Genomic DNA, 19,655 nt, shown 5'->3' on the forward strand with positions numbered 1-19,655 from the left:
CTCACAATTGCAACCTGAGCGGGTCGATCTGGGGTCGGATCGACGGGGTCCGGCCCCCAGGGGATCGGGATTTCGCCGTCCGCACAGGGGAATGCCGTTGATGGGTGATGGGCTATCGAGTTGAGTTAACCGCTCATTAATTCCATCAGCGGTTGTATGTCTCCGACGAAGGCGGGCATGGTGCGCGCTGGAACCGGAGTTCGCCCATGATTGCCGACGCAATCCAGGGCCCCTGCCCTCGGCCGGTCGACCTCTCGGCCGCCCTCGACGCCTCCGGGATCATCGGCACGTGGTCGTGGTCCCCGCGCGCCGAGCGGTGCGTCCTCGATGCCGGCGCCGCCGAGGTGCTGGCCGGGGATCCCGGACTCGCCGGTCGCCCCCTCACGCTCTCGGTCGCCAAGGCCTGCGTCCATCCCGAGGATCGGCCGGCCGTGGTGCGGCAGTTCAAGGCGGTGCGCGAGCGCGGCGGCCTGTTCGTGGCCGAGTACCGGACGCTGTCGCCCTCGGGTCAGGTCCGCCGGATCCTCGATCGCGGCCGGATCCCGCCGGGCGCGTCGAGCCGGCGCCTCGGGCACGGCGTCATCATCGACGTGACCGACGAGCCGTCGGCGACGCGCGCGATGGCCGAGCCCGCGGACGCGCTCACCCAGGCGGTCGACCGCGCTCTCGAATGCCGCGACGCCCTCGAGGGGGTGGCGGATTCCGAGCTTCAACTCCTCATCGACATGCTGCTGCTGCACCTCGGACGGCGCATCGCCAAGGCCTCCGCGACCGGCGCGCGGCACGGCGGCCACTGAGCGGGGCTGCCGCGTCCTGCCGGGCCGTCCGGCCCGGCTCACTGCACCAGCACGGCCTGGTTGCAGAGGGTGCCGTCGACGTCGAGGTCGGCGTAGCCCAGACGCAGGCCGAGGCTGCGCAGGACGGTGTCGAGCACGAGGTCGACACCCGGCGTCACGGTGCCCAGAGCAGTCGTCAGGGTCGAATGGATCAGCGGCGGCACGCCGACGTCGCCGACGCTCAGCACGAGATTGCGCAGCAGGCTGCCGGTGAGCGACTGGGTCAGGTTGCCCGAGGCGACCGTGCGCACCGTGTGGTTGGCGATGTCCGCGTCCGAGAACACGAGGGTCTGCGACGCGGTGCCGAGCGTCGCCTGGGCGCGCCCGGAGACGGTGATCCCCAACAGTGGCAGCGTGATCAGGGGCGCGGGCTGCGACAGGTCGGGGCTCGCGCTGCCCCCGTTGATCGCGGTGCGCGGCACCTGCGCGATCGCCAGCGTCGCCAGTCCCGTCTGCGCGTCGAGGGTGACCTTGCGTCCGCCGGACCCGGCGCAGCTGAGCGACCGCAGGGTCGCCTGTGCCGGTGCCACCTCCGCGTAGACCGGCAGGGTGATGGTTCCGAGTCCGAGCGCCGTGACGGTGGTCTCGATCAGCAGCCGGGTCTGCGCCGTCTGCACGGTGGCGTTCCGGCTGCCCGGCCGGACCCAGCCGGAGCTGCGCTTGCGCTCGCCGATCGCCAGGGTCAGGCGGGTCGAGAGCAGTCCCGGCACGGTGGCTCCGAGATCGACCGCCACCTGGTTCTGGCCGTTCGCCAGGGAGGCGGCGGCGCCCAGGAGGTTCAGCACGTTGAGCGAGGGGCCGGCGAAGCCCCGGGGCGGGGCCAGCGCGGCGGCGTCGCCGAGCCCGTCCACTTGGCCGATCGCGACGAGGTTTCCGGCATTCGGCAGGGCGTTGAGGATCCCCGACAGGGCCGACACCGCGCTGCCGTTGTCCGACGCGGCGACCCGGAGCGCCATCAGCATCTGACCGACGCTGGCATTCGCCTGGACGATGTCGGTGTAGTTCGCGGCCTGCATGTTGAGGCTCGCCCCGAGGGCGTCGAGGACGCGCAGCCCGTCGACGCGGGCGCTGGCCAGGGCATCGTAGTCGCTGACGCTGAGCGACAGCTTGGCCCCGAGCAGCGCGCCGAGCAGGGCGTTGGCGATGCCGCCCTCGAGCTTCAGGGTGCCGGACCCGATCGTGAAGGCGGCGAACTGCGCGCTCGCGGCGGTCCCCGTCACCCGCAGCGGCACCGTGGCGGGCAGGCCGATCGCCCGGCCGAAGGTCACCGGGACCGAGGTCGAGAGGCCGACCCGCACCGCGTTCGCCGGGCTGCCGCCGGCGCTGAACCGGCCGCCCGGCGCGACGCCCTTGGTGCTCGCGTCGTAGCTGCCGGGCGCGACCGTGGCGGTCGCCGCGCCGTAGCCGTTGTCGCCGAGGGACCGGCGGGCGACCGTGTCGGCCTGGCTCGGATCGACGGCCGCCAGCATGGCGGCGATGTCCACCGCCCCCTGCGCCTTGCGCCGCGCCTGGAAGACCAGGCCGAGATCGATCCCAACCGCGCCCGCCCCCATCAGCATCGCGCTGCCGAGCGCCACCAGGATCGCGACGTTGCCGCCGCGCGCGACCCCGAAGCGCCGCAGGCACCCGCCCCGGCCGGTCACAGGCCGCCCTTCCGGACGCTGACGCTGCTGCGCAGCACGGTCGGGAGCATCGGCAGCAGCCGCCCGAAGACGTTGACGCCGAGCGTCGCGGCGTCGAGGGTGACGGTGACGGTGTACACCGTCGCGTCGCTGGGATCCGGCCCGACCTGCACGACGATGCTGCCCGGCCGGAACATCGCGCCGGCGCTCAGGCTCCGGTTCACCATGGTCTGGGCGAGGTTCGCGCGCTCGGCGTCGGTGACGCCGGCCACGGAGGCGCGGGCGGCCTCGGCGGCGATCTGGCGGAGATTGTGGGCGGCGCCCAGACAGATCCCGAACACCGCGATCCCGGCGAAGAGCAGGAACAGCACGGGCGCCACGAGGGCGAACTCCACCGCGGAGCTGCCGCGCCGGCAGGTCCATCCGCTCGGCGCGCTCCGCCGGCGCAAGCGCCGCATGCCCATCGCATCGCCCTCCGCGACTCGCGCAGCGAGACCACTGCACGGCCCATCGTGGCGGCGATGTTCTAACTAATGGTTGTTTTGATATTTGATTTTACAACCAAGACGAGCAGTCGACGCCGCGGACGCGTCTCCCGCGCGCGACGGGCTCGTTGCCACCGCGCAGTGTCGCGGCCTCAGATCGCCCGCGGCGGCCGCAGCAGACCGATCCCGGCGGGATCGAAGGACGCGCTCTTGACGATGGCGTGGACCTCGCGCCCCGGCGCGAGGCCGAGTTCGCGGACGGCCGCGCCGGTCACGCGCGCCACGAGACGGGCGCCGTTGCAGTCGATCTCCACTGCCGTCTCGGCGCCCGCGGCGGTCAGGCCGCAGATCCGGCCGGCGAGCACGTTGCGGGCGCTGAGGCCGCGGGGAGGCTCGGTGGCGACGAGCACGTCGCGGGCGGGGATGCGCACCCGCAGCCGCGTCCCGGCCGGGCGCGACAGGCCCGGCACCAGCAGGCTCCCGGCGGCGCCCGTCAGGCGCGTGAGCCCGGTGGCGGCGTCGAGGGCCTCGACGACCATGTCGAGGAGCGCGCCGGCCTCGGCCTCGTGGATCGGCACGAGGTCGGCGCGGCGCAGGATCGTCTCCGCGGGGCCGGCGGCGGCCACCCGCCCCGATTCCAGCACGATCACCGTGGTGGCGAGCCGGGCCACCTCGGAGACGGCGTGGCTGACATAAATGACCGGCACGCCGGCCTCGTCGCGCAGGCGCTCGATGTAGGGGAGGATCTCGGCCTTGCGGGCCTCGTCCAGGGCCGCCAGGGGCTCGTCCATCAGCAGGAGGCGCGGCCTGGCCAGCAGCGCCCGCCCGATCGCCACCCGCTGGCGCTCGCCGCCCGAGAGGCCCGCGGGCCGCCGGTCGAGGAGGTGGTCGATGCCGAGCAGGCCCGTCACCGCCGCGAAGGCCGCCGGGTCGGCGCGGTGCCGCGCGAAGACCCGGCCGTAGCCGAGGTTGGACCGGACGCTGAGATGCGGGAACAGCCGCGCGTCCTGGAACACCACGCCGACCTGCCGCCGGTGCGGCGGCAGGATCAAGCCGGAAGCGGTGTCGACCCACGGGGTGCCGCCGACCACGATCCGGCCCCGGTCCGGCCGCGCGAGGCCGGCGATCAGGTCGATCAGCGTGGTCTTCCCCGAACCCGAGCGCCCGAACAGGGCGGTGAGCCCCGGCCCGGCCTCGAAGGCGGCCTCGAGCACGAAGGCGCCGCGCCGGAGCTGGACGTCGACCTGGATGCTCACGCGCCGGGACTCGGGTAACACGAGCCCCGGCGCGTCCCGGCGCCGGCCCGGACTTGCCCGCGATGATCACGGTCCACCATCTCGAGAACAGCCGCTCGCAGCGCGTGCTCTGGCTGCTGGAGGAACTCGGGCTCCCCTACCGGGTGATCCGCCACGCCCGCGATCCGCGGACCCTGCGCGCGCCGCCCGAACTCGTGGCCGTGCACCCCCTCGGCAAAGCGCCGGTGATCACCGACGGCGAGACGGTGGTCGCCGAGACCGGCGCGATCGTCGCCTACCTGACGGATCTGGCCGGCGCGCGGCTGGTGCCCGGACCCGGGACGGAGGAGCGGCGGCGCTACGTCTACTGGTCGCACTACGCCGAGGGCTCGGCGATGCCGCCGCTGCTGCTGAAGCTGATCTTCGGGCGGCTGGCGCCGGGCAGCCCCTGGCCGCTGCGGCCCCTCGTCCGCCGGATCGCCGACACGGTGCTGCGGGGCTTCGTCGATCCGGACCTGCGCCGGCACGCGGCCTTCTGGGAGGCGGAGCTCGCCGGCCGGCCGTATTTCTGCGGCGCCGACTTCACCGCGGCCGACATCCTGATGAGCTTCCCGCTGGAGGCCTTCGCGGCGCGCGGCACGGGCGCGGGCCCGCGCGTCGCGGACTGGCTCGCGCGCATCCACGCCCGCCCGGCCTACCGGCGGGCGCTGCAGCAGGGCGGCCCCTACGCGTATGCCTGAGCGGGCGTCTCGCCCCGGATCAGCCGCCATTCAGCCCGCCCCCAGCCGCCGACCGGCCCGCCGCGCCAGGAACTCCGAGACCAGCAGGGCCGTGACCGACAGCGCGATCGAGATCAGGGTGAGGCGCAGGGCCGGCCCCTCCCCGCCGGGAACCTGCGTCAGCGTGTAGATCGCCGACGGCAGCGTCTGGGTCTCGCCCGGGATGTTCGAGACGAACGTGATGGTCGCGCCGAACTCGCCCATCGCCTTGGCGAAGGCCAGCACGGCCCCCGCGAGGCACCCGGGCAGGCTGAGCGGCAGCGTGATCGTCAGGAACACCGCGAAGGGGTTCGCGCCCAATGTCCCGGCCGCCTGCTCCAGGCGCCGGTCCACGGCCTCGATCGACAGCCGCATCGCCCGCACCATGAGCGGGAATCCCATCACCGCGCAGGCGAGCGCCGCCCCGGTCCAGCGGAAGGAGAAGACGACGCCGATCTCGGCGAGGGGCGCGCCGAGCGGTCCGCGCCGGCCGAAGGCCAGCAGGAGCAGGTAGCCGGTCACGACCGGCGGCAGGATCAGCGGCAGGTGGACCAGGCCGTCCAGCAGGGCGCGGCCCGGGAAGCGGCGCCGCGCCAGCAGCCACGCCACGGCGAGGCCGGGCACGAGGCTGGCGAGCGTCGCCACCGTCGCCACCCGCAGGCTCAGGCCGACGGCGATCCACTCCTCCGGCGTGAGGCCGAGCAAGGGGGCGGCGCGCCGCTACTGGCTGGCGCCGGGCGGCGCGACCACCGTGAAGCCCTGGCGCTCGAAGGAGCCCCGGGCGTCCGGGCCGCGCAGGTAGGCGAGCAGCGTCCCGGCGTCCGGGTTGCGCGAATCCCGGGTCACGGCCGCCGGATAGACGATCGGCGGGTGGCTGTCGGCCGGGAAGGTCGCGACTACGTGGACGCTCGGGTCCGCGGCCGCGTCGGTGGCGTAGACGATGCCGAGCGGCGCCTCGCCCCGGGCAACCAGCAGGAGGGCGGCGCGCACGTTCTCGGCCTGGGCGACCTGCCCCTTCACGGCGTCCCAGGCGCCGAGCTTCTCCAGGGCGGCCTTGCCGTACTTGCCGGCGGGAACGGCGTCGATCGTCGCCATCGCCAGCCGCCCGCCGCCGAGCATCCGCGTCAGCGTGGTGCCGAGGTTCGGCGCCAGGGCGACCTGCGGATCCGCGGCGCTGTCCCTCGGCCCGGGGGCGATCAACACCAGGGCATTGCGGAGGAGGTCGATCCGCGAGCCGGTCTTCAGCAGCCCGGCCCGGTCGACGTAGGCCATCCAGGCGAGGTCGGCCGAGATGAACAGGTCCGCCGGCGCCCCGGCCTCGATCTGCTTCGCGAGGGCGTTCGAGCCCGCGTAGGAGATCCGCGCGGTCCTGCCGGTCGCCTTCGTCCAGGCGGCGGCGGCGTCGTCGAGGGCGTTCTTGAGGCTCGCGGCCGCGAACACGACGACCGGCTCGTCCGCGCGCGCGGCCCTGTCTGTCGGCGCGAGGGCCAGGGCCGCGAGCGCGAGCGCGGCCAGGATCCGTCGGGTCAGGCGCATCAGTGAAATCTCCCCGGTCGCGACCCGCTATATACGGCGGGGAACGACGGGGATCATAGGAGCGCGCGATCCGCCGGCCAAGGGCCAGCGGCCTCGGCGGATCGTGCGGTCCCCGCAACGTCAGTCGAAGCCAGTCCAGGTCAGCCGAGCTTGGCCTCCGGCCGGTCCTTGGGCTCGGCCTCCGCCCGATGCAGGCGGCTCAGCAGGACCAGGAGATGGCCCGGGAGCGGCCCGTCCGGTGCGGGGCCCCCGAAGATCCGCTCGCGCGGTCGGACATGCAAGGCCGTGCAGTTGACGACCACGGGCCCGCGGGGGCCGGAACGCCGGGACTTGGTCACGCTGTACGCACCCTGCTCAATCGTGATTCACGGAAAAAGCCGGCAAAAACGCCGCTGTCAGCGGCCGGTTCCGCGGCTGCGGTACATCATTTGGTTAACGCGCGAACATCCTGCAGCATTCCTGAGCGCCGGCTCGCGCGAATCGGGCCCGCGGTCCTACCAGGTCCGGATATCGTGCCGCTCGATTGGGCGCGCCTCCGGCAGGCCGTTCATGCCGTTCGCGACCAGCAGCGCCCAGAGCGTGGCCGCGGCCGTGGTCACGGCCGCGAAGGCGACGCTGATGAGGAGAGGCGCGGTCATGGCAGCACGATCGTCTGTCAAAACCGGCGCGCCGCTCCGGGAAGTGCGGCGCGCCCGAGTTGAGGGTCTGGCCTTGGGGAAGCCGAGATTGTTTAAGCACACGATGCGGCCATGGACACTGATTTGGGTCGCATGAAAAATAAGTATTGGCGCTTGTGACTGTCCGGCAACAAGGGCGGGATTGCGGCTCCGCTCCGGCTGCCCGCCCCGGCCGGGCCCGGATTTTTTCGCGCCGGCCCCTGGGCCCCGGCGCGCTCCGGGGTTACAGCCCGGCACCATGCTCGAAGGCCTGCCGCCCCATCGCCCGTCCCACGTCCTGCGTCTGCTGACCGACGAACGCTCGGCCCGCGCGATGACCGACCTGCTGGGCGAGATGTTCGATCCCACGGAGACCGCGGTGGCGGCCTTCGAGGACGAGGACGGGCGCACGTGGCGCCTGGAGGCCTACTTCGCGGACGCGCCCGACGAGGAGTACGTCCGCGCGCTGATCCGCCCGGTCATCGGCGACTCGGCCGACGCGGCGGAGTTCCGCACGATCGCCCAGCAGGACTGGGTGCGCGCATCGCTGGAGGGCCTGAAGCCGGTGCGGGCCGGCCGCTTCCTCGTGCACGGCTCGCACGACCGCGACTCCGTGCGGGGCAACGATCTGGCCATCGAGATCGAGGCCGCCCTCGCCTTCGGCACCGGGCATCACGGAACGACCCTGGGCTGCCTCCGCGCCCTGGTCTCGGAGCTGAAGCGCCGACGCCCGATCCACGTCCTCGATGTCGGTACGGGAACCGGGATCCTGGCCTTCGCGGCCGCCAAGGCGCTGCGGCAGCCCGTGGTGGCCGGTGACCTCGACGCGGAGGCCGTGCGCACGGCCCGCGAGAACGCCCGCGCCAACGGGCTCGGCCCCTATCTCAAGCTCTACGAGGGGCCCGGGGTCCGCCACCGCCTCGCCGACCGGCCGCGCCATTTCGACCTCGTCTTCGCCAACATCCTGGCCCGGCCGCTCAGGCTCCTCGCGCCGACCCTGGCGCGCGTCGTCGCCACCGAGGGGGTGCTGGTCCTGTCCGGCCTGATCGAGCGCGACGTGCCCGGCGTGCTCTCCGCCTACCGCCTCCAGGGCTTCTCCCTCGTGCGGCGCGGCGTGATCGAGGGGTGGGTCGCCCTGGTCCTGACGCGCGGCGGTGCGGCACCGCGTCCGCGGCGCTGACCGGCGCGGAACCGCCCAGAACTCCCCGCGCGCCGGCGTGTTGTCCGGCCATGAGCCAGACGCCGCTCCACGATCCGCCCGCGGACCCCATCGCCGAGGGCGCCCGCGCCCGGGCACAGGGCCGACCCAAGGATGCCTGCCCCTATCCGGTCGATTCGCCCGCGCGCCGGGCCTGGATCGAGGGCTACGACGGGGCGCCCGCGGACCGCGCGCCGGACCTGCCGATCACGAACGGCTGATCAGCGCGCGGTCCGCAGCCGGCCCGGCCGATCCGGCTCGTCCGCGGTCTCGGCCGGCGACCCGGCCGCGTCCGCCTGCGACACGGGTGCGCCGAGCGCCGCCATCAGTGCGCGCAGGCCGTCGATCCACTCCTCGAGTTCGGCGAGCGAGTCGAAACCGTCGCGGCGGACCACCGTGTCGGGCTCGATCGTCACGACGGCGTCGAAGCGGCCGTCGGGTCTGTCGCTGATCCGGTAGTAAACGCGGCGTGGCATGTCTGAGTAATAAGCGAAAATCGGCGGTGTGATAAGATTGCTAACGATCATTAAGCACCGCAACCAACCTCCGACCAACCTCTTTGTCGTGAGAACAGGGTGTTGCGACGCGGGAGCGGCGGGCGCTAGGCTCGCCGCATGACCGAGACCCAGCCGTCCCGACCGCGTCAGCGCTTCCAGAGCTTCGACGACCCGAGCCACCGGAAGGGCGCCGAGCGGATCGAGGCGCTGCGGGCGGCCCTGCGCGAGACCGGGCTCGACGGCTTCGTGGTGCCGCGGGCCGACGAGCACCAGTCGGAATACGTTCCCGCCGACGCCGAGCGGCTGTCCTGGCTCACCGGCTTCACCGGCTCGGCCGGGACGGCCGCGATCCTGATGGAGTCCGCGGCGCTGGTCGTCGACGGGCGCTACACCCTGCAGGCGCCCGAGCAGGTCGATACCGGCCTCGTCACGGTGGTACCGCTCGCCGAATCGACGCCGGAGGCCTGGATCGGCGCCAACCTGCGGCGGGATCAGGTGCTCGGCTACGATCCCTGGCTGCACACGCCGGACGGTCTGGCGCGCCTGGAGCGGGCCGTGACCCGCGCCGGCGGTACGGTGCGGGCGGTGCCGAACCTCGTCGACGCGGTCTGGGCCGGGCGGCCGCGGCCGCCGGCCGGGCCGGTGGTGGTCCACCCGGACGCGCTGTGCGGCGAGGCGTCCGCCGACAAGCTCGGCCGGATCCGGGCGGCGCTCGCCGAGGGCGGCTGCGACGCCCTGGTGATCTCCGACCCGCACAATCTGGCCTGGGCTTTCAACCTGCGCGGGTCCGACGTCGCCCACACGCCCCTGGCGCTGGGCTACGCCATCCTGCCGCGCGAGGGGCTGGCGCGGCTGTTCCTCGTCTCGCCGAACGTCGATCCGGCCCTGCGGGCCGCGCTCGCGCCGATCGCCGAGATCCTGACGCGGGCGGACCTGGACGACGGGCTGGCGTCCCTGGCGGGCGCGCGCGTCCGCCTCGACGCGGCGACCGGCGCCGTCGCCCTGAAGGAGAAGATCGAGGCTGCCGGCGGCACGGCCGATGTCGGCAAGGATCCGATCACCGGCATGAAGGCGGTCAAGAACGCCGCCGAGATCGCGGGTGCCCGCGCCGCCCATGCCCGGGACGGGGCGAGCGTCGCGCGCTTCCTCGCCTGGCTCGACGGTGCGGCCGCGGCCGGCGGCCTCACCGAGATCGCCGCCGTCGAGGCGCTGGAGGATTTCCGGGCCGCGGGCGGCGACCTGCGCGAAGTCTCGTTTCCCACCATCTCGGGGTCCGGGCCGAACGGCGCGATCGTCCATTACCGGGTCAGCCGCGCCACCGACCGGACGGTCCGGCCGGGCGAGCTGTTCCTGATCGATTCCGGGGCGCAGTACCCGGACGGGACCACCGACATCACCCGCACGGTCGCGGTCGGCGCGCCGAGCCCGGAGATGCGCGACCGCTTCACGCGGGTGCTGAAGGGTCACGTCGCCATCGCCCGGGCGGTGTTCCCGGTCGGCACGACCGGCGCCCAGATCGACGCCTTCGCGCGGGCGCCGCTCTGGCAGGCCGGCCTCGACTTCGACCACGGCACCGGTCACGGCGTCGGCGCCTTCCTGTCGGTGCACGAGGGGCCGCAGCGGATCGCCAAGACCGGCACGGTGGCGCTCGAGCCCGGCATGATCCTGTCGAACGAGCCGGGCTACTACGCGCGCGGCGCCTACGGAATCCGGATCGAGAACCTCGTCCTGGTCGAGACCCGGACGATCGCGGGCGGCGAGCGCCCGATGCTGGGCTTCGAGACGCTGACGCTGGCCCCCTACGACCGCCGGCTGATCCGGCCGGACCTGCTCGAACCCGGGGAGCGCACCTGGATCGACGCCTATCACGCCCGGGTGCGCGAGACCCTGGCGCCCGGGCTCGACACCGCGACGCGCGACTGGCTGGAGCGGGCGACGGCACCGCTGGAGGGGTGAGCCGCACGCACGCGACCCCGGACGGGACCCCGGACGCGACCCCGGACGCGACCCCGGACGCGACCCCGGACGCGGTCCATGGTAAGACCCGGCGCCACGGAAACGCCCGCGCCGGGCCCGACGCGCCGCGCGTGAAACCGCGGCCGCCCCGCGCGCGAAGGGACAGCATGATCCGCCGCCTCGCCATCCTGATCCTGGCCCTCGCCGCGAGCCTCTCGGCCGCCGCGGCGCAGGGGTTCCCGCAGGGCTTCCGCACGCCCGCGGACCTCGTGCGGGCGAGCCTCGTGGCCGAGCCCGCCGCGGTCGCCGGCGCGCAGCCGTTCACGCTGGCGGTGCGGATGCAGATCAAGCCCGGCTGGCACGTCTACTGGCGCAATCCGGGAGATTCCGGCCTGCCTCCGGAGGTGACCTGGACCCTGCCGGCCGGCTTCAACGCGAGCGCGATCCGCTGGCCGGCGCCGGAGCGCATCCCGATCGCGACGCTCATGAACTACGGCTACGAGGGCGAGGTCACGCTCCTCGTCCCGGTGACGCCGCCGCCGAGCCTCGACCCGGCGGACCCGGTGCGGATCCAGGCGAAGCTGACCTATCTCGTCTGCGAGACCGAGTGCGTGCCCGGCTCGGCCGACCTCGCCCTGACCCTGCCGGTGGGCAGGGCCGAGCCGGACCCGGCCAACGCCGCGCTGTTCGCGCGCGCCCGCGCCGCGCTGCCCGTTCCGGCGCTCTGGCCCCTGCGCCTGTCGAGCCAGGGCGACACCCTGCGCCTCGATTTCGCCGCGACCGGCCTCAAGCCCGAGGCGGTCCGGAACGCCGCGTACTTCCCGTACGCCGAGACGGCGATCGACAACGCCGCCGCGCAGGTGATGGCGGTCGACGAGACCGGCCTGCACCTGACCCTCGCCCGGAGCAGCCCGACCGATCCGGTCCCCTCCACTCTGCCCGGCGTCCTGACGGTCGACGAGGTCGACGCCGCCGGGACCCGCCGGCTCGCCTTCGCGTACGGCGACGAGCCGGTGCTGCCGGCCGCCGCGGCGCCGGCCGCGACCGCGCCGCCTGCGACCACGCCGCCTGCGACCACGCCGGCCGCCGCCGACTTCGACGCGCTGACGCTGGCAACCGCCGCGGCCTTCGCCTTCCTCGGCGGCCTGATCCTCAACCTGATGCCCTGCGTCTTCCCGGTCCTGTCGATCAAGGTGCTGGGCCTCGTGCGGCACGCGGGCGAGGGGCCGGCCCGGCTGCGGCTCCACGGCCTCGCCTACACGGCCGGCGTCCTGGCGAGCTTCCTGGCGCTCGCCGCCGCGCTGATCGGCCTGAAGAGCGGCGGGGCCGCGATCGGCTGGGGGTTCCAGCTCCAGTCGCCCGCCATCGTGGCGGGGCTCGCCTACCTGCTGTTCGCGATGGGCCTGAGCCTCTCCGGCGCGGTCCATGTCGGCGGCCGGCTCGCCGGCCTCGGCGACGGCCTCACCCGCCGCGGCGGCCTGAGCGGCTCCTTCTTCACCGGCGTGCTCGCCACCCTGGTGGCGACGCCCTGCACGGCGCCGTTCATGGGCTCGGCGGTGGGCTTCGCGCTGACCCAGAGCGCCGGCGTGGCGCTCGCCGTCTTCGCCAGCCTCGGGCTCGGCCTCGCCCTGCCCTTCCTGCTCCTGACGCTCTGGCCGCCGGCCCTGCGCGCGCTGCCGCGGCCGGGCGCCTGGATGGAGACCCTCAAGCAGGTCCTGGCCTTCCCGGTCTACGCCACCGTGGCGTGGCTGATCTGGGTGCTGGCGCAGCAGGTCGACCCGCGCGGGCTGCTGGCGGCGCTGATCGGCCTCGTCCTCGTGGGCTTCGCCGCCTGGGCCTGGGAGCACGGCCGCGCCGCCCCGCCCCGGGCCGGCCGGATCGCGCAGGCCGCCGCGGCGCTGGCGCTGGCCGCCGTCGGGGCCCTCGCCGTCACCCTGCCCCGGGACCGCGCCGCGCCGGCCGCGCAGGCCGCCGCCGACGGGGTCGAGCCGTTCACGCAGGCGCGCCTCGACGCCCTGGTCGACGCGCACCGCCCCGTCTTCGTGGACATGACCGCCGCCTGGTGCATCACCTGCGCGGTCAACGAGGCGACCTCGCTCAACACCAGGGCGGTGCGGGCCGCGATGGCCGAGCGCGGCGTGACCTACATGAAGGGCGACTGGACCAACCAGAACCCCGAGATCACCCGCCTCCTCGAGAAGCACGGGCGGAGCGGCGTCCCGCTCTACCTGCTCTACACCGGGACGGGAGAGCCCCAGGTGCTCCCGCAGATCCTGACCGAGGGGACGGTGCTGGCGGCGCTGGAGGCGGTGCCGGCCGCCGCGGGCCGGAGCGCGGCGCTGGCGCGCTGAGTCCCTGAGGGGGGACGCTGAATATCGGCGCGCCCGTCCCACCGTCATCGCGAGCGAAGCAACCCAGCAGCGCCACGCTCACCGGCGTCCCGCCGCCCCGGGTCGCTTCGCCGCGCTCGCGATGACGGCGCGCCGGAGCGATGTCCTATCCGGACGGCCCGTGAGGCCGCCTCAGGCCTCGAGCGAGAAGGTCTCGTCGAAGGCGTAGCCCGAGCCGCGGACCGTGCGGATCGGGTCGGTCTGTCGCGGGCCGTTCAGCGCCTTGCGCAGCCGCCCGACATGGACGTCGACGGTACGCTCGTCGATGTAGACGTCGTGGCCCCAGACCCCGTCGAGGAGCTGCTCGCGGGAGAAGACCCGGCCCGGCGCCAGCATCAGGAACTCCAGGAGCCGGAACTCCGTCGGGCCCAGATGCAGCTCCTCGCCGCCGCGGCGGACGCGGTGGCCGGTGCGGTCGAGCTCCAGGTCGCCCGCCGCCAGCCGGTCCGAGACGTGGGCGGGCTTGGCCCGGCGCAGCAGCGCGCGGATCCGGGCGAGCAGCTCCGGGACGGAGAACGGCTTGACGATGTAGTCGTCGGCGCCCGTGCCGAGACCGCGGACGCGGTCGCCCTCCTCGCCCCGGGCGGTGAGCATGATCACCGGCAGGCGCTCGGTCTCGCGGCGCGCCCGGATCCGGCGGCACAGCTCGATCCCCGAGAGGCCGGGCAGCATCCAGTCGAGCAGGACGAGGTCCGGGATCCGCTCCGCCAGGAGCAGCTCGGCGTCGTCGCCGCGCGCCGCCGAGTCCACCAGGAAGCCCTCGGCCTCCAGGTTGTAGCGCAGCAGCGTGGTCAGGGCCTCCTCGTCCTCGACGATCAGGACTTGCATGCTCACGTTCGAAGACTCGTTCTACCGGCGGTCCCGCGGAAGGTGCAGGAGGCGCCGCCCTGCCTCAACCTGCACGGAGAGTGACCCCGGCCGCGCCCACAGGAAGGCGCGGGAGCCGGGGTCGGGGGCTCACGGCGCCTGGATGCCGTCCACCGTCGCGTAGTTGGACGCGTCGTTCTTCGGCCGGTCACCCGCCAGGGTCTCGCCCGTGGCGAGGTAGTGGATCGTCTCGGCGATGTTGGTGGTGTGGTCGCCGATGCGCTCGACGTTCTTGGCGCAGAACAGGAGATGCGTGCAGAACGAGATGTTGCGCGGATCCTCCATCATGTAGGTCAGCAGCTCGCGGAACAGCGAATTGTACAGGGCGTCGATCTCGCCGTCGCGCTCCCAGACGTCGTGGGCCGCCTTGACGTCGCGGCTCGCGTAGGCGTCGAGCACGTCCTTGAGCTGGGCCTCGGCGAGGTCGCTCATGTGCCGCACGCCGAGCACGATCTTCTGGGCCGGCGCCTGGTCGGAGATCGCCACCACGCGCTTGGCGACGTTCTTGGCGAGGTCGCCGATCCGCTCGAGGTCGCCGGAGACGCGGATCGCCGAGATGGTCTCGCGCAGGTCGATCGCCAGGGGCTGGCGCCGGGCGATCAGCAGCACGGCGCGCTCCTCGATGTCCCGCTGCAGCGCGTCGAGGCGCTTGTCGGCGAGGATCACCGCCTGGGCGAGCGTGTCGTCCCGGCGCACGAGGGCGTCGGTCGCCTCCGCGGTCATCTTCTCGGCCACGCCGCCCATCTCCGAGATCGAGCGACGCAGGTTCTCCAGGTCGGTGTCGTAGGAGGTGACGATATGGCCGGGCATGGTGGATCCTTCGATGGGTCCCGGGAACGGCGCGCCGGGGCGGCTTGCGGGGACTTGCCGGCGCGCCCGGGGCGCCGACCGGCAGGTCCCGGGACCGGAGCCTCCGGTCAGACTAGCCGAAGCGGCCGGTGATGTAGTCCTGTGTGCGGCGTTCCGTCGGGTTCATGAACATCCGGTTGGTCGGACCGAACTCGACGAGCTGCCCCAGATACATGAAGGCGGTGAACTGCGAGATGCGCGCCGCCTGCTGCATGTTGTGGGTGACGATCACGATGGTGAACTCGTCTCGCAGCTGCTCGATCAGCTCCTCGATGCGGCCGGTGGAGATCGGGTCGAGGGCCGAGGTCGGCTCGTCGAACAGGATCACCTCCGGCTTCTGCGCCACGGTCCGGGCGATGCACAGGCGCTGCTGCTGGCCGCCCGACAGGCCGGTCCCCGCCTGCCGGAGCTTGTCCTTCACCTCGTCCCAGAGGGCAGCCTTGCGCAGGGATTCCTCAATCCGGCCGTCCAGCTCGGATTTCGGCAGCTTCTCGTAGAGGCGCAGGCCGAAGGCCACGTTGTCGTAGATCGACATCGGGAACGGCGTCGGCTTCTGGAACACCATGCCGATCCGCGAGCGCAGCTCGTTCAGGTCGACGGAGGGGCTGAGGATGTTCTCGCCGTCGAGCAGGATCTCGCCCTCGGCCCGCTGCTCCGGGTAGAGGCTGTAGATCCGGTTGAAGCAGCGCAGCAGGGTGGACTTGCCGCAGCCGGACGGCCCGATCAGCGCCGTCACCTGCCGGTCGTGGAAGTTGAGATTGACGTCCTTCAGCCCGTGGAAGCTGCCGTAGTAGAAGTTCAGGTCCTTGACGGCGATCCGCACGGGGCCGCCCTCTTCGGCGCGGTTGCGGTTCAGCTCGACCGTGGGGATCGCGGAGGCGGCGTTCATCGTCGTGTCCTCGAAGGGGGGCTCAGCGCGAGATCTGCGGCTTGATCACGAGGCGCGCGATGATCGACAGCGCCAGAATGGTGGCGGTGATCAGGAGCGCGCCCGCCCAGGCGAGGCCCTGCCAGTTCGGGTAGGGCGAGAGGGCGAACTGGTAGATCATCACCGGCAGGTTCGCGACGCCGCCCATCAGGTTGGCCGAGAACCAGGAATTGTTGTTGAGCGCGGTGAACAGCAGCGGCGCGGTCTCGCCGGCGATGCGGGCGAGCGCCAGGATGATGCCGGTGACGATGCCCGCCGAGGCCGCCCGCCAGGTCACGCTCATGATCACCGTCGAGGGCGGCGCGCCGAGCGCCGCGCCGGCCTCCCGCAGGGTGCCGGGGACGAGGCGCAGCATGTCCTCGGTGGTGCGCACGATCACCGGCACGGCGATGATCGCGAGCGCCACGCCGCCGGCCCAGCCCGAGTAGGTGCCCATCGGCCGCACCATCAGGGTGTAGACGAACAGGCCGATCAGGATCGACGGCGCCGAGAGCAGGACGTCGTTGAGGAAGCGGATCAGGGCGGCCAGCTTCGAGCCGCGCCCGTACTCGGCCAGGAAGGTCCCGGCCATGACGCCGACCGGCGTGGCGATCAGGATGCCGATCCCGGTCAGCACGACGCTGCCCAGGATGGCGTTGGCGATGCCGCCGCCCTCGGAGCCGGGGCCCGGGGTCGGGTTGGTGAACAGGGCCGGCGTGAAGCCGCGCACGCCCTGGACGATCAGCATCACCAGGATCGAGCCGAGGACCAGGGCACCCACCACGGTGGCGCCGGTGCAGGCGATGCGCAGTGTCCGGTCGGCGACGCGGCGCCCCTGGCGGACCCGGCCGGGGCGGCGCTGGGCGGTGGCGGCGATCGTGCTGGAGGAAACCATCGCGCGTGCTCCTCAGGCGGCCTGGACGCGGCGCGTCAGCAGCCGGGCGATGATGAGCACCACGAAGGTGATCACGAACAGGATGCAGCCCAGAGCCATCAGCGCGTTCAGCTGGAGGCCGTCCGCCTCGTTGAACTCGTTGGCGATGCGCGACGCGATGGTCGAGCTGGGGTCGAAGATCGAGGCCGAGAGCCGGTTGGCGTTGCCGACCACGAAGGTCACCGCCATCGTCTCGCCGAGCGCCCGTCCGAGGCCGAGCATGATCGCGCCGATGATCGAGACGGCCGCCTGCGGCACCAGCACGTGGCGCACGACCTCCCAGGTGGTGCAGCCGATCCCGTAGGCGCTCTCGCGCAGCACGGTCGGGATCTGGTCGAGCATGTCGCGGGCGATCGAGGCGATGAACGGCACGATCATGATCGCCAGGATGATCCCGGCGGTGAACACGCCGACGCCCGACGGCACCCGGGCGTAGAACAGCGTGCCGACGATCGGCATGCCCTCCACGAGGTTCGAGACCGGGATCTGGATGTAGCGCGCGAAGAGCGGCGCGAACACGAACAGGCCCCACATGCCGTAGATGATGCTCGGCACGGCCGCGAGCAGCTCGATCGTCATGGCGACCGGCTTGCGGGCCCAGCCCGGGCAGAGCTGGGTGAGGTAGACCGCGATGCCCAGCGAGACGGGCACGCCGATCAGCAGGGCCAGGAACGCGGAGGCGACGGTCCCGATCACCGCGACCAGGGCGCCGTACTGCTCGGTCCCGACGTTCCAGGCGCTGGAGGTCAGGAAGCCGAAGCCGAACTCGCGGAAGGCGGGCCAGCCGCCGTACAGGATCGAGCCGAGGATGCCGGCGAGCACGAGCAGCACCAGCAGGGCCGCGCCGTACGAGCAGGTCCGGAACAGGGTGTCGAGGCTCCGGCTCGGCGCCTTCCGCGCGGTCGCGGAACGGGTTCGGCCGAGGGCGATCGATTCGGTCAAAGCGGGCATCCGCGGTTCTCTGCGAAGGGTGGCGTGGTAGCGCGGTGCGTTCCCGGAAGCGAGGGAGGAGGTTCCCACCCCCTCCCCGCCACGCTCACATGTTGAAGACAGGCTTTCCGTCCTTGCCCTTCACGTCCTTCCACTCCTGGTGGATCAGTTCGACGACGTTGTCCGGCAGCGGGACGTAGTCGAGGTCGGTGGCGAGCTTGTCGCCGTTCTTGTAGGCCCAGTCGAAGAACTTGAGCACGGCGGCGGACTTGGCCGGGTCGGCGGCGTCCTTGTGGACCAGGATGAAGGTCGCGGCCGTGATCGGCCACGCCTCCTCGCCCGGCTGGTTGGTCAGCGAGATGCCGAAGCCCGGGGTCGCCTTCCAGTCGGCGCTCGCCGCCGCGGCCTGGAACGCCTTGTCGTCGGGCTGCGGGTACTTGCCGGCCTTGTTCTGCAGCAGGGCGTAGGAGAGCTTGTTCTGCTTGGCGTAGGCCGACTCGACGTAGCCGATCGCGTTCGGAACCTGCTTCACGGTGGCGGTCACGCCCTCGTTGCCCTTGCCGCCCTGACCGACCGGCCAGGAGATCGTCGTGGCCGCACCGTACTCCTTCTTCCAGGGCTCGGAGACCTGGGACAGGTAGGTGGTGAAGATGTTGGTCGTGCCCGACGCGTCGGAGCGGTAGACCGGGGTGATGTTGGCGTCGGGGAGCTTCAGCCCGTCATTGAGCTTGGCGATGCGCGGATCGCTCCACTTCGCGATCTTGCCGGCGTAGATGTCGGCCAGCACGTCGCCGGTGAGCTTCAGCTTGCCCGGCTCGATCCCCGGGATGTTCACCACCGGAACGACGCCGCCCATCACGGTCGGGAACTGGACGAGGCCGTCCTTGGTCAGCTGCTCGGGCTTCAGGGGCGCGTCGGTGGCGCCGAAATCGACCGTCTTGGCCTGGATCTGCTTGATGCCGCCGCCGGAGCCGATCGACTGGTAGTTGAGGCCCGAGCCGGTCTCCTTGCGATAGGCCTCGGCCCACTTGGAGTAGACCGGGAAGGGGAACGTGGCGCCGGCGCCGGTGATATCGGCGGCGAGCGCCGCGGACGCCAGCTGAACCGTCGCGAGGCCGACGGCGAGCGCGTAAGCGAAGGGTCTCAAAGGAATCTCCGTTGCCGTCGGGCTTGAGCCTGCGCTGCCCCGCCGGCGAGCCCGTGCCCGCGGCAGAGCTCTGCGGCCGATCTTCCGAAGAGACCCAGCGCCGGCCGCCCGATGGCCGGGCGGTTACGACAAGTAGATGACACCGGGATGACACGCGGGGTGACGCGCGGGGTGATGCGCGGGGTGATGCGCGGGGTGACGCGCGGGATGCCATCGCGCTTCGCCCGGGCGCGGCACGGTTCCGGGCTCTCGCGCGTTCCTCTCCACCAGGAGCAGCAGCCGGCAGCAGAAGGACGCGCGGATCGTGGGCGGCGACGAGGTGGATGCGGCGACGGAATCCGATCCGGCCTGGCTGGCCCTGCACGCCGAGCGGGAAGCCGTGGAGCGGGCCCTGGCGCTGGCGCAGGCCCGTCAGAAGTTCAGCCGCGATCCAAACGCGGCCTCCGCGGCGCGCGTCGAGGAGGCGGAGCTGCTGGTGAGTCTCGACCGCGTGCTGACGCTGATTCGCGCCGCCGAGTATCGTCGGCGGCCGGGCGCGCGCCGCTGGTAGCGGCGCGGTGCCGGGTCAGACCGCCCGGCGCAGCTCCCGCTCCTTCTGGCGCAGGCGCAGGAGCAGCTCGACATGCGTGTCGGTGATGGGCTGCGTGTCGACGCTGCCCTCGTAGACCGTGCGGAGCGTGAGGCCGAGCTGGCGGGTGTCGACCGCCCGTTTCAGAGGCTGTCCCGCAGGCAGAGACCCATCGGACTCGACGACTGACGGCTTCATGGCTCCCTCCCGCCCTTCAACCGCCCAAACCTGCCGCGGCACCGGGATGTCGGTACTCTCACTATGAATGGTTAACGAATTATTAC

At 72.7% G+C, this 19,655-nt stretch carries 22 protein-coding genes; 7 read left to right on the forward strand and 15 right to left on the reverse strand.

Annotated elements, in window-relative coordinates; all coding sequences use genetic code 11:
- The first annotated feature begins 206 nt into the window (after positions 1–206).
- Complete coding sequence (locus LOK46_RS12525; protein WP_273564052.1) at positions 207–797, forward strand: PAS domain-containing protein; 591 nt, start codon at positions 207–209, stop codon at positions 795–797.
- 38 nt (positions 798–835) lie between these two features.
- On the opposite strand, the gene LOK46_RS12530 is transcribed toward LOK46_RS12525, so the two are convergent.
- The 3 genes from LOK46_RS12530 to modC form a co-directional block, all read right to left on the reverse strand.
- Complete coding sequence (locus LOK46_RS12530) at positions 836–2,479, reverse strand: TadG family pilus assembly protein (protein ID WP_273564053.1); 1,644 nt, start codon at positions 2,477–2,479, stop codon at positions 836–838.
- Complete coding sequence (locus LOK46_RS12535; protein ID WP_273564054.1) at positions 2,476–2,916, reverse strand: TadE/TadG family type IV pilus assembly protein; 441 nt, start codon at positions 2,914–2,916, stop codon at positions 2,476–2,478. Before LOK46_RS12535 ends, LOK46_RS12530 begins: the two co-directional genes overlap by 4 nt.
- Positions 2,917–3,095: 179 nt before the next feature.
- The gene (gene modC / locus LOK46_RS12540) at positions 3,096–4,199 is read right to left on the reverse strand and encodes a molybdenum ABC transporter ATP-binding protein (RefSeq protein ID WP_273564055.1); all 1,104 of its coding nucleotides are present in this window, start codon (positions 4,197–4,199) and stop codon (positions 3,096–3,098) included.
- A 62-nt stretch (positions 4,200–4,261) separates the two neighbouring features.
- On the opposite strand from modC, the gene LOK46_RS12545 reads away from it, so the two are divergent.
- Positions 4,262–4,918, forward strand: coding sequence for a glutathione S-transferase (locus LOK46_RS12545; protein WP_273564056.1), 657 nt, complete (start codon positions 4,262–4,264; stop codon positions 4,916–4,918).
- A 30-nt stretch (positions 4,919–4,948) separates the two neighbouring features.
- On the opposite strand, the gene modB is transcribed toward LOK46_RS12545, so the two are convergent.
- The 4 genes from modB to LOK46_RS12565 form a co-directional block, all read right to left on the reverse strand.
- Entirely contained in the window at positions 4,949–5,641 is a 693-nt protein-coding gene (modB, locus tag LOK46_RS12550) for a molybdate ABC transporter permease subunit (protein WP_273564057.1), read from the reverse strand.
- Positions 5,642–5,656: 15 nt separating this feature from the next.
- Positions 5,657–6,472, reverse strand: a complete 816-nt coding sequence (modA, locus tag LOK46_RS12555) for a molybdate ABC transporter substrate-binding protein (protein WP_273564058.1) — start codon at positions 6,470–6,472, stop codon at positions 5,657–5,659.
- Between the two features lie 140 nt (positions 6,473–6,612).
- The gene (locus LOK46_RS12560) at positions 6,613–6,810 is read right to left on the reverse strand and encodes a hypothetical protein (RefSeq protein WP_273564059.1); all 198 of its coding nucleotides are present in this window, start codon (positions 6,808–6,810) and stop codon (positions 6,613–6,615) included.
- 156 nt (positions 6,811–6,966) lie between these two features.
- The gene (locus LOK46_RS12565) at positions 6,967–7,110 is read right to left on the reverse strand and encodes a hypothetical protein (RefSeq protein WP_273564060.1); all 144 of its coding nucleotides are present in this window, start codon (positions 7,108–7,110) and stop codon (positions 6,967–6,969) included.
- Positions 7,111–7,387: 277 nt separating this feature from the next.
- Here LOK46_RS12565 and LOK46_RS12570 point away from each other — a divergent pair, with 277 nt between their 5' ends.
- Together LOK46_RS12570 and LOK46_RS12575 are read left to right on the forward strand one after the other, a co-directional pair.
- Entirely contained in the window at positions 7,388–8,308 is a 921-nt protein-coding gene (locus LOK46_RS12570; protein WP_273564061.1) for a 50S ribosomal protein L11 methyltransferase, read from the forward strand.
- Between the two features lie 50 nt (positions 8,309–8,358).
- On the forward strand, positions 8,359–8,547 hold the full coding sequence (locus tag LOK46_RS12575) for a ribosome modulation factor (protein WP_273564062.1): 189 nt from the start codon (positions 8,359–8,361) through the stop codon (positions 8,545–8,547).
- On the opposite strand, the gene LOK46_RS12580 is transcribed toward LOK46_RS12575, so the two are convergent.
- The gene (locus tag LOK46_RS12580) at positions 8,548–8,802 is read right to left on the reverse strand and encodes a hypothetical protein (RefSeq protein ID WP_273564063.1); all 255 of its coding nucleotides are present in this window, start codon (positions 8,800–8,802) and stop codon (positions 8,548–8,550) included.
- A gap of 138 nt (positions 8,803–8,940) precedes the next feature.
- Here LOK46_RS12580 and LOK46_RS12585 point away from each other — a divergent pair, with 138 nt between their 5' ends.
- The gene (locus LOK46_RS12585) at positions 8,941–10,779 is read left to right on the forward strand and encodes an aminopeptidase P family protein (protein ID WP_273564064.1); all 1,839 of its coding nucleotides are present in this window, start codon (positions 8,941–8,943) and stop codon (positions 10,777–10,779) included.
- A 167-nt stretch (positions 10,780–10,946) separates the two neighbouring features.
- Entirely contained in the window at positions 10,947–13,130 is a 2,184-nt protein-coding gene (locus tag LOK46_RS12590; protein ID WP_273564065.1) for a protein-disulfide reductase DsbD family protein, read from the forward strand.
- A 171-nt stretch (positions 13,131–13,301) separates the two neighbouring features.
- Here the strand turns inward: LOK46_RS12590 and phoB are convergent, their stop codons facing one another.
- From phoB to pstS, 6 genes are all read right to left on the reverse strand, one after another.
- Positions 13,302–13,997 (reverse strand): phosphate regulon transcriptional regulator PhoB, encoded by a 696-nt coding sequence (gene phoB / locus LOK46_RS12595; protein ID WP_273564585.1) that lies wholly within the window; start codon positions 13,995–13,997, stop codon positions 13,302–13,304.
- Between the two features lie 129 nt (positions 13,998–14,126).
- Positions 14,127–14,846, reverse strand: coding sequence for a phosphate signaling complex protein PhoU (gene phoU / locus LOK46_RS12600; protein WP_273564066.1), 720 nt, complete (start codon positions 14,844–14,846; stop codon positions 14,127–14,129).
- Positions 14,847–14,958: 112 nt separating this feature from the next.
- Positions 14,959–15,774 (reverse strand): phosphate ABC transporter ATP-binding protein PstB, encoded by an 816-nt coding sequence (pstB, locus tag LOK46_RS12605; protein WP_273564067.1) that lies wholly within the window; start codon positions 15,772–15,774, stop codon positions 14,959–14,961.
- Positions 15,775–15,796: 22 nt separating this feature from the next.
- Complete coding sequence (pstA, locus tag LOK46_RS12610) at positions 15,797–16,687, reverse strand: phosphate ABC transporter permease PstA (protein WP_273564068.1); 891 nt, start codon at positions 16,685–16,687, stop codon at positions 15,797–15,799.
- A gap of 12 nt (positions 16,688–16,699) precedes the next feature.
- Entirely contained in the window at positions 16,700–17,677 is a 978-nt protein-coding gene (pstC, locus tag LOK46_RS12615; protein WP_273564069.1) for a phosphate ABC transporter permease subunit PstC, read from the reverse strand.
- An 85-nt stretch (positions 17,678–17,762) separates the two neighbouring features.
- Positions 17,763–18,803: a phosphate ABC transporter substrate-binding protein PstS gene (pstS, locus tag LOK46_RS12620; RefSeq protein ID WP_273564070.1), complete on the reverse strand. Its 1,041-nt coding sequence runs from the start codon at positions 18,801–18,803 to the stop codon at positions 17,763–17,765.
- Positions 18,804–19,107: 304 nt separating this feature from the next.
- Between pstS and LOK46_RS12625 the strand changes: the two genes are divergently transcribed.
- Positions 19,108–19,353 carry a hypothetical protein gene (locus LOK46_RS12625; protein WP_273564071.1) on the forward strand — a complete coding sequence of 82 codons (246 nt, stop codon included), beginning with the start codon at positions 19,108–19,110 and terminating at the stop codon, positions 19,351–19,353.
- A 15-nt stretch (positions 19,354–19,368) separates the two neighbouring features.
- Here the strand turns inward: LOK46_RS12625 and LOK46_RS12630 are convergent, their stop codons facing one another.
- Positions 19,369–19,569, reverse strand: a complete 201-nt coding sequence (locus LOK46_RS12630) for a hypothetical protein (RefSeq protein ID WP_024830024.1) — start codon at positions 19,567–19,569, stop codon at positions 19,369–19,371.
- Positions 19,570–19,655: the final 86 nt, after the last annotated feature.

Source organism: Methylobacterium sp. NMS14P (assembly GCF_028583545.1).
In the GTDB taxonomy this organism is placed as follows: domain Bacteria; phylum Pseudomonadota; class Alphaproteobacteria; order Rhizobiales; family Beijerinckiaceae; genus Methylobacterium.

Coding starts and splice junctions, on each gene's coding strand:
- pstA (WP_273564068.1), bottom strand. CDS start 16,687: ATGGTTTCCTCCAGCACGATCGCCGCCACCGCCCAGCGCCGCCCCGGC.
- phoU (WP_273564066.1), bottom strand. CDS start 14,846: ATGCCCGGCCATATCGTCACCTCCTACGACACCGACCTGGAGAACCTG.
- LOK46_RS12575 (WP_273564062.1), top strand. CDS start 8,359: ATGAGCCAGACGCCGCTCCACGATCCGCCCGCGGACCCCATCGCCGAG.
- LOK46_RS12565 (WP_273564060.1), bottom strand. CDS start 7,110: ATGACCGCGCCTCTCCTCATCAGCGTCGCCTTCGCGGCCGTGACCACG.
- LOK46_RS12590 (WP_273564065.1), top strand. CDS start 10,947: ATGATCCGCCGCCTCGCCATCCTGATCCTGGCCCTCGCCGCGAGCCTC.
- phoB (WP_273564585.1), bottom strand. CDS start 13,997: ATGCAAGTCCTGATCGTCGAGGACGAGGAGGCCCTGACCACGCTGCTG.
- LOK46_RS12630 (WP_024830024.1), bottom strand. CDS start 19,569: ATGAAGCCGTCAGTCGTCGAGTCCGATGGGTCTCTGCCTGCGGGACAG.
- LOK46_RS12545 (WP_273564056.1), top strand. CDS start 4,262: ATGATCACGGTCCACCATCTCGAGAACAGCCGCTCGCAGCGCGTGCTC.
- LOK46_RS12535 (WP_273564054.1), bottom strand. CDS start 2,916: ATGCGGCGCTTGCGCCGGCGGAGCGCGCCGAGCGGATGGACCTGCCGG.
- LOK46_RS12570 (WP_273564061.1), top strand. CDS start 7,388: ATGCTCGAAGGCCTGCCGCCCCATCGCCCGTCCCACGTCCTGCGTCTG.
- modA (WP_273564058.1), bottom strand. CDS start 6,472: ATGCGCCTGACCCGACGGATCCTGGCCGCGCTCGCGCTCGCGGCCCTG.
- LOK46_RS12580 (WP_273564063.1), bottom strand. CDS start 8,802: ATGCCACGCCGCGTTTACTACCGGATCAGCGACAGACCCGACGGCCGC.
- pstC (WP_273564069.1), bottom strand. CDS start 17,677: ATGCCCGCTTTGACCGAATCGATCGCCCTCGGCCGAACCCGTTCCGCG.
- LOK46_RS12525 (WP_273564052.1), top strand. CDS start 207: ATGATTGCCGACGCAATCCAGGGCCCCTGCCCTCGGCCGGTCGACCTC.
- LOK46_RS12585 (WP_273564064.1), top strand. CDS start 8,941: ATGACCGAGACCCAGCCGTCCCGACCGCGTCAGCGCTTCCAGAGCTTC.
- pstB (WP_273564067.1), bottom strand. CDS start 15,774: ATGAACGCCGCCTCCGCGATCCCCACGGTCGAGCTGAACCGCAACCGC.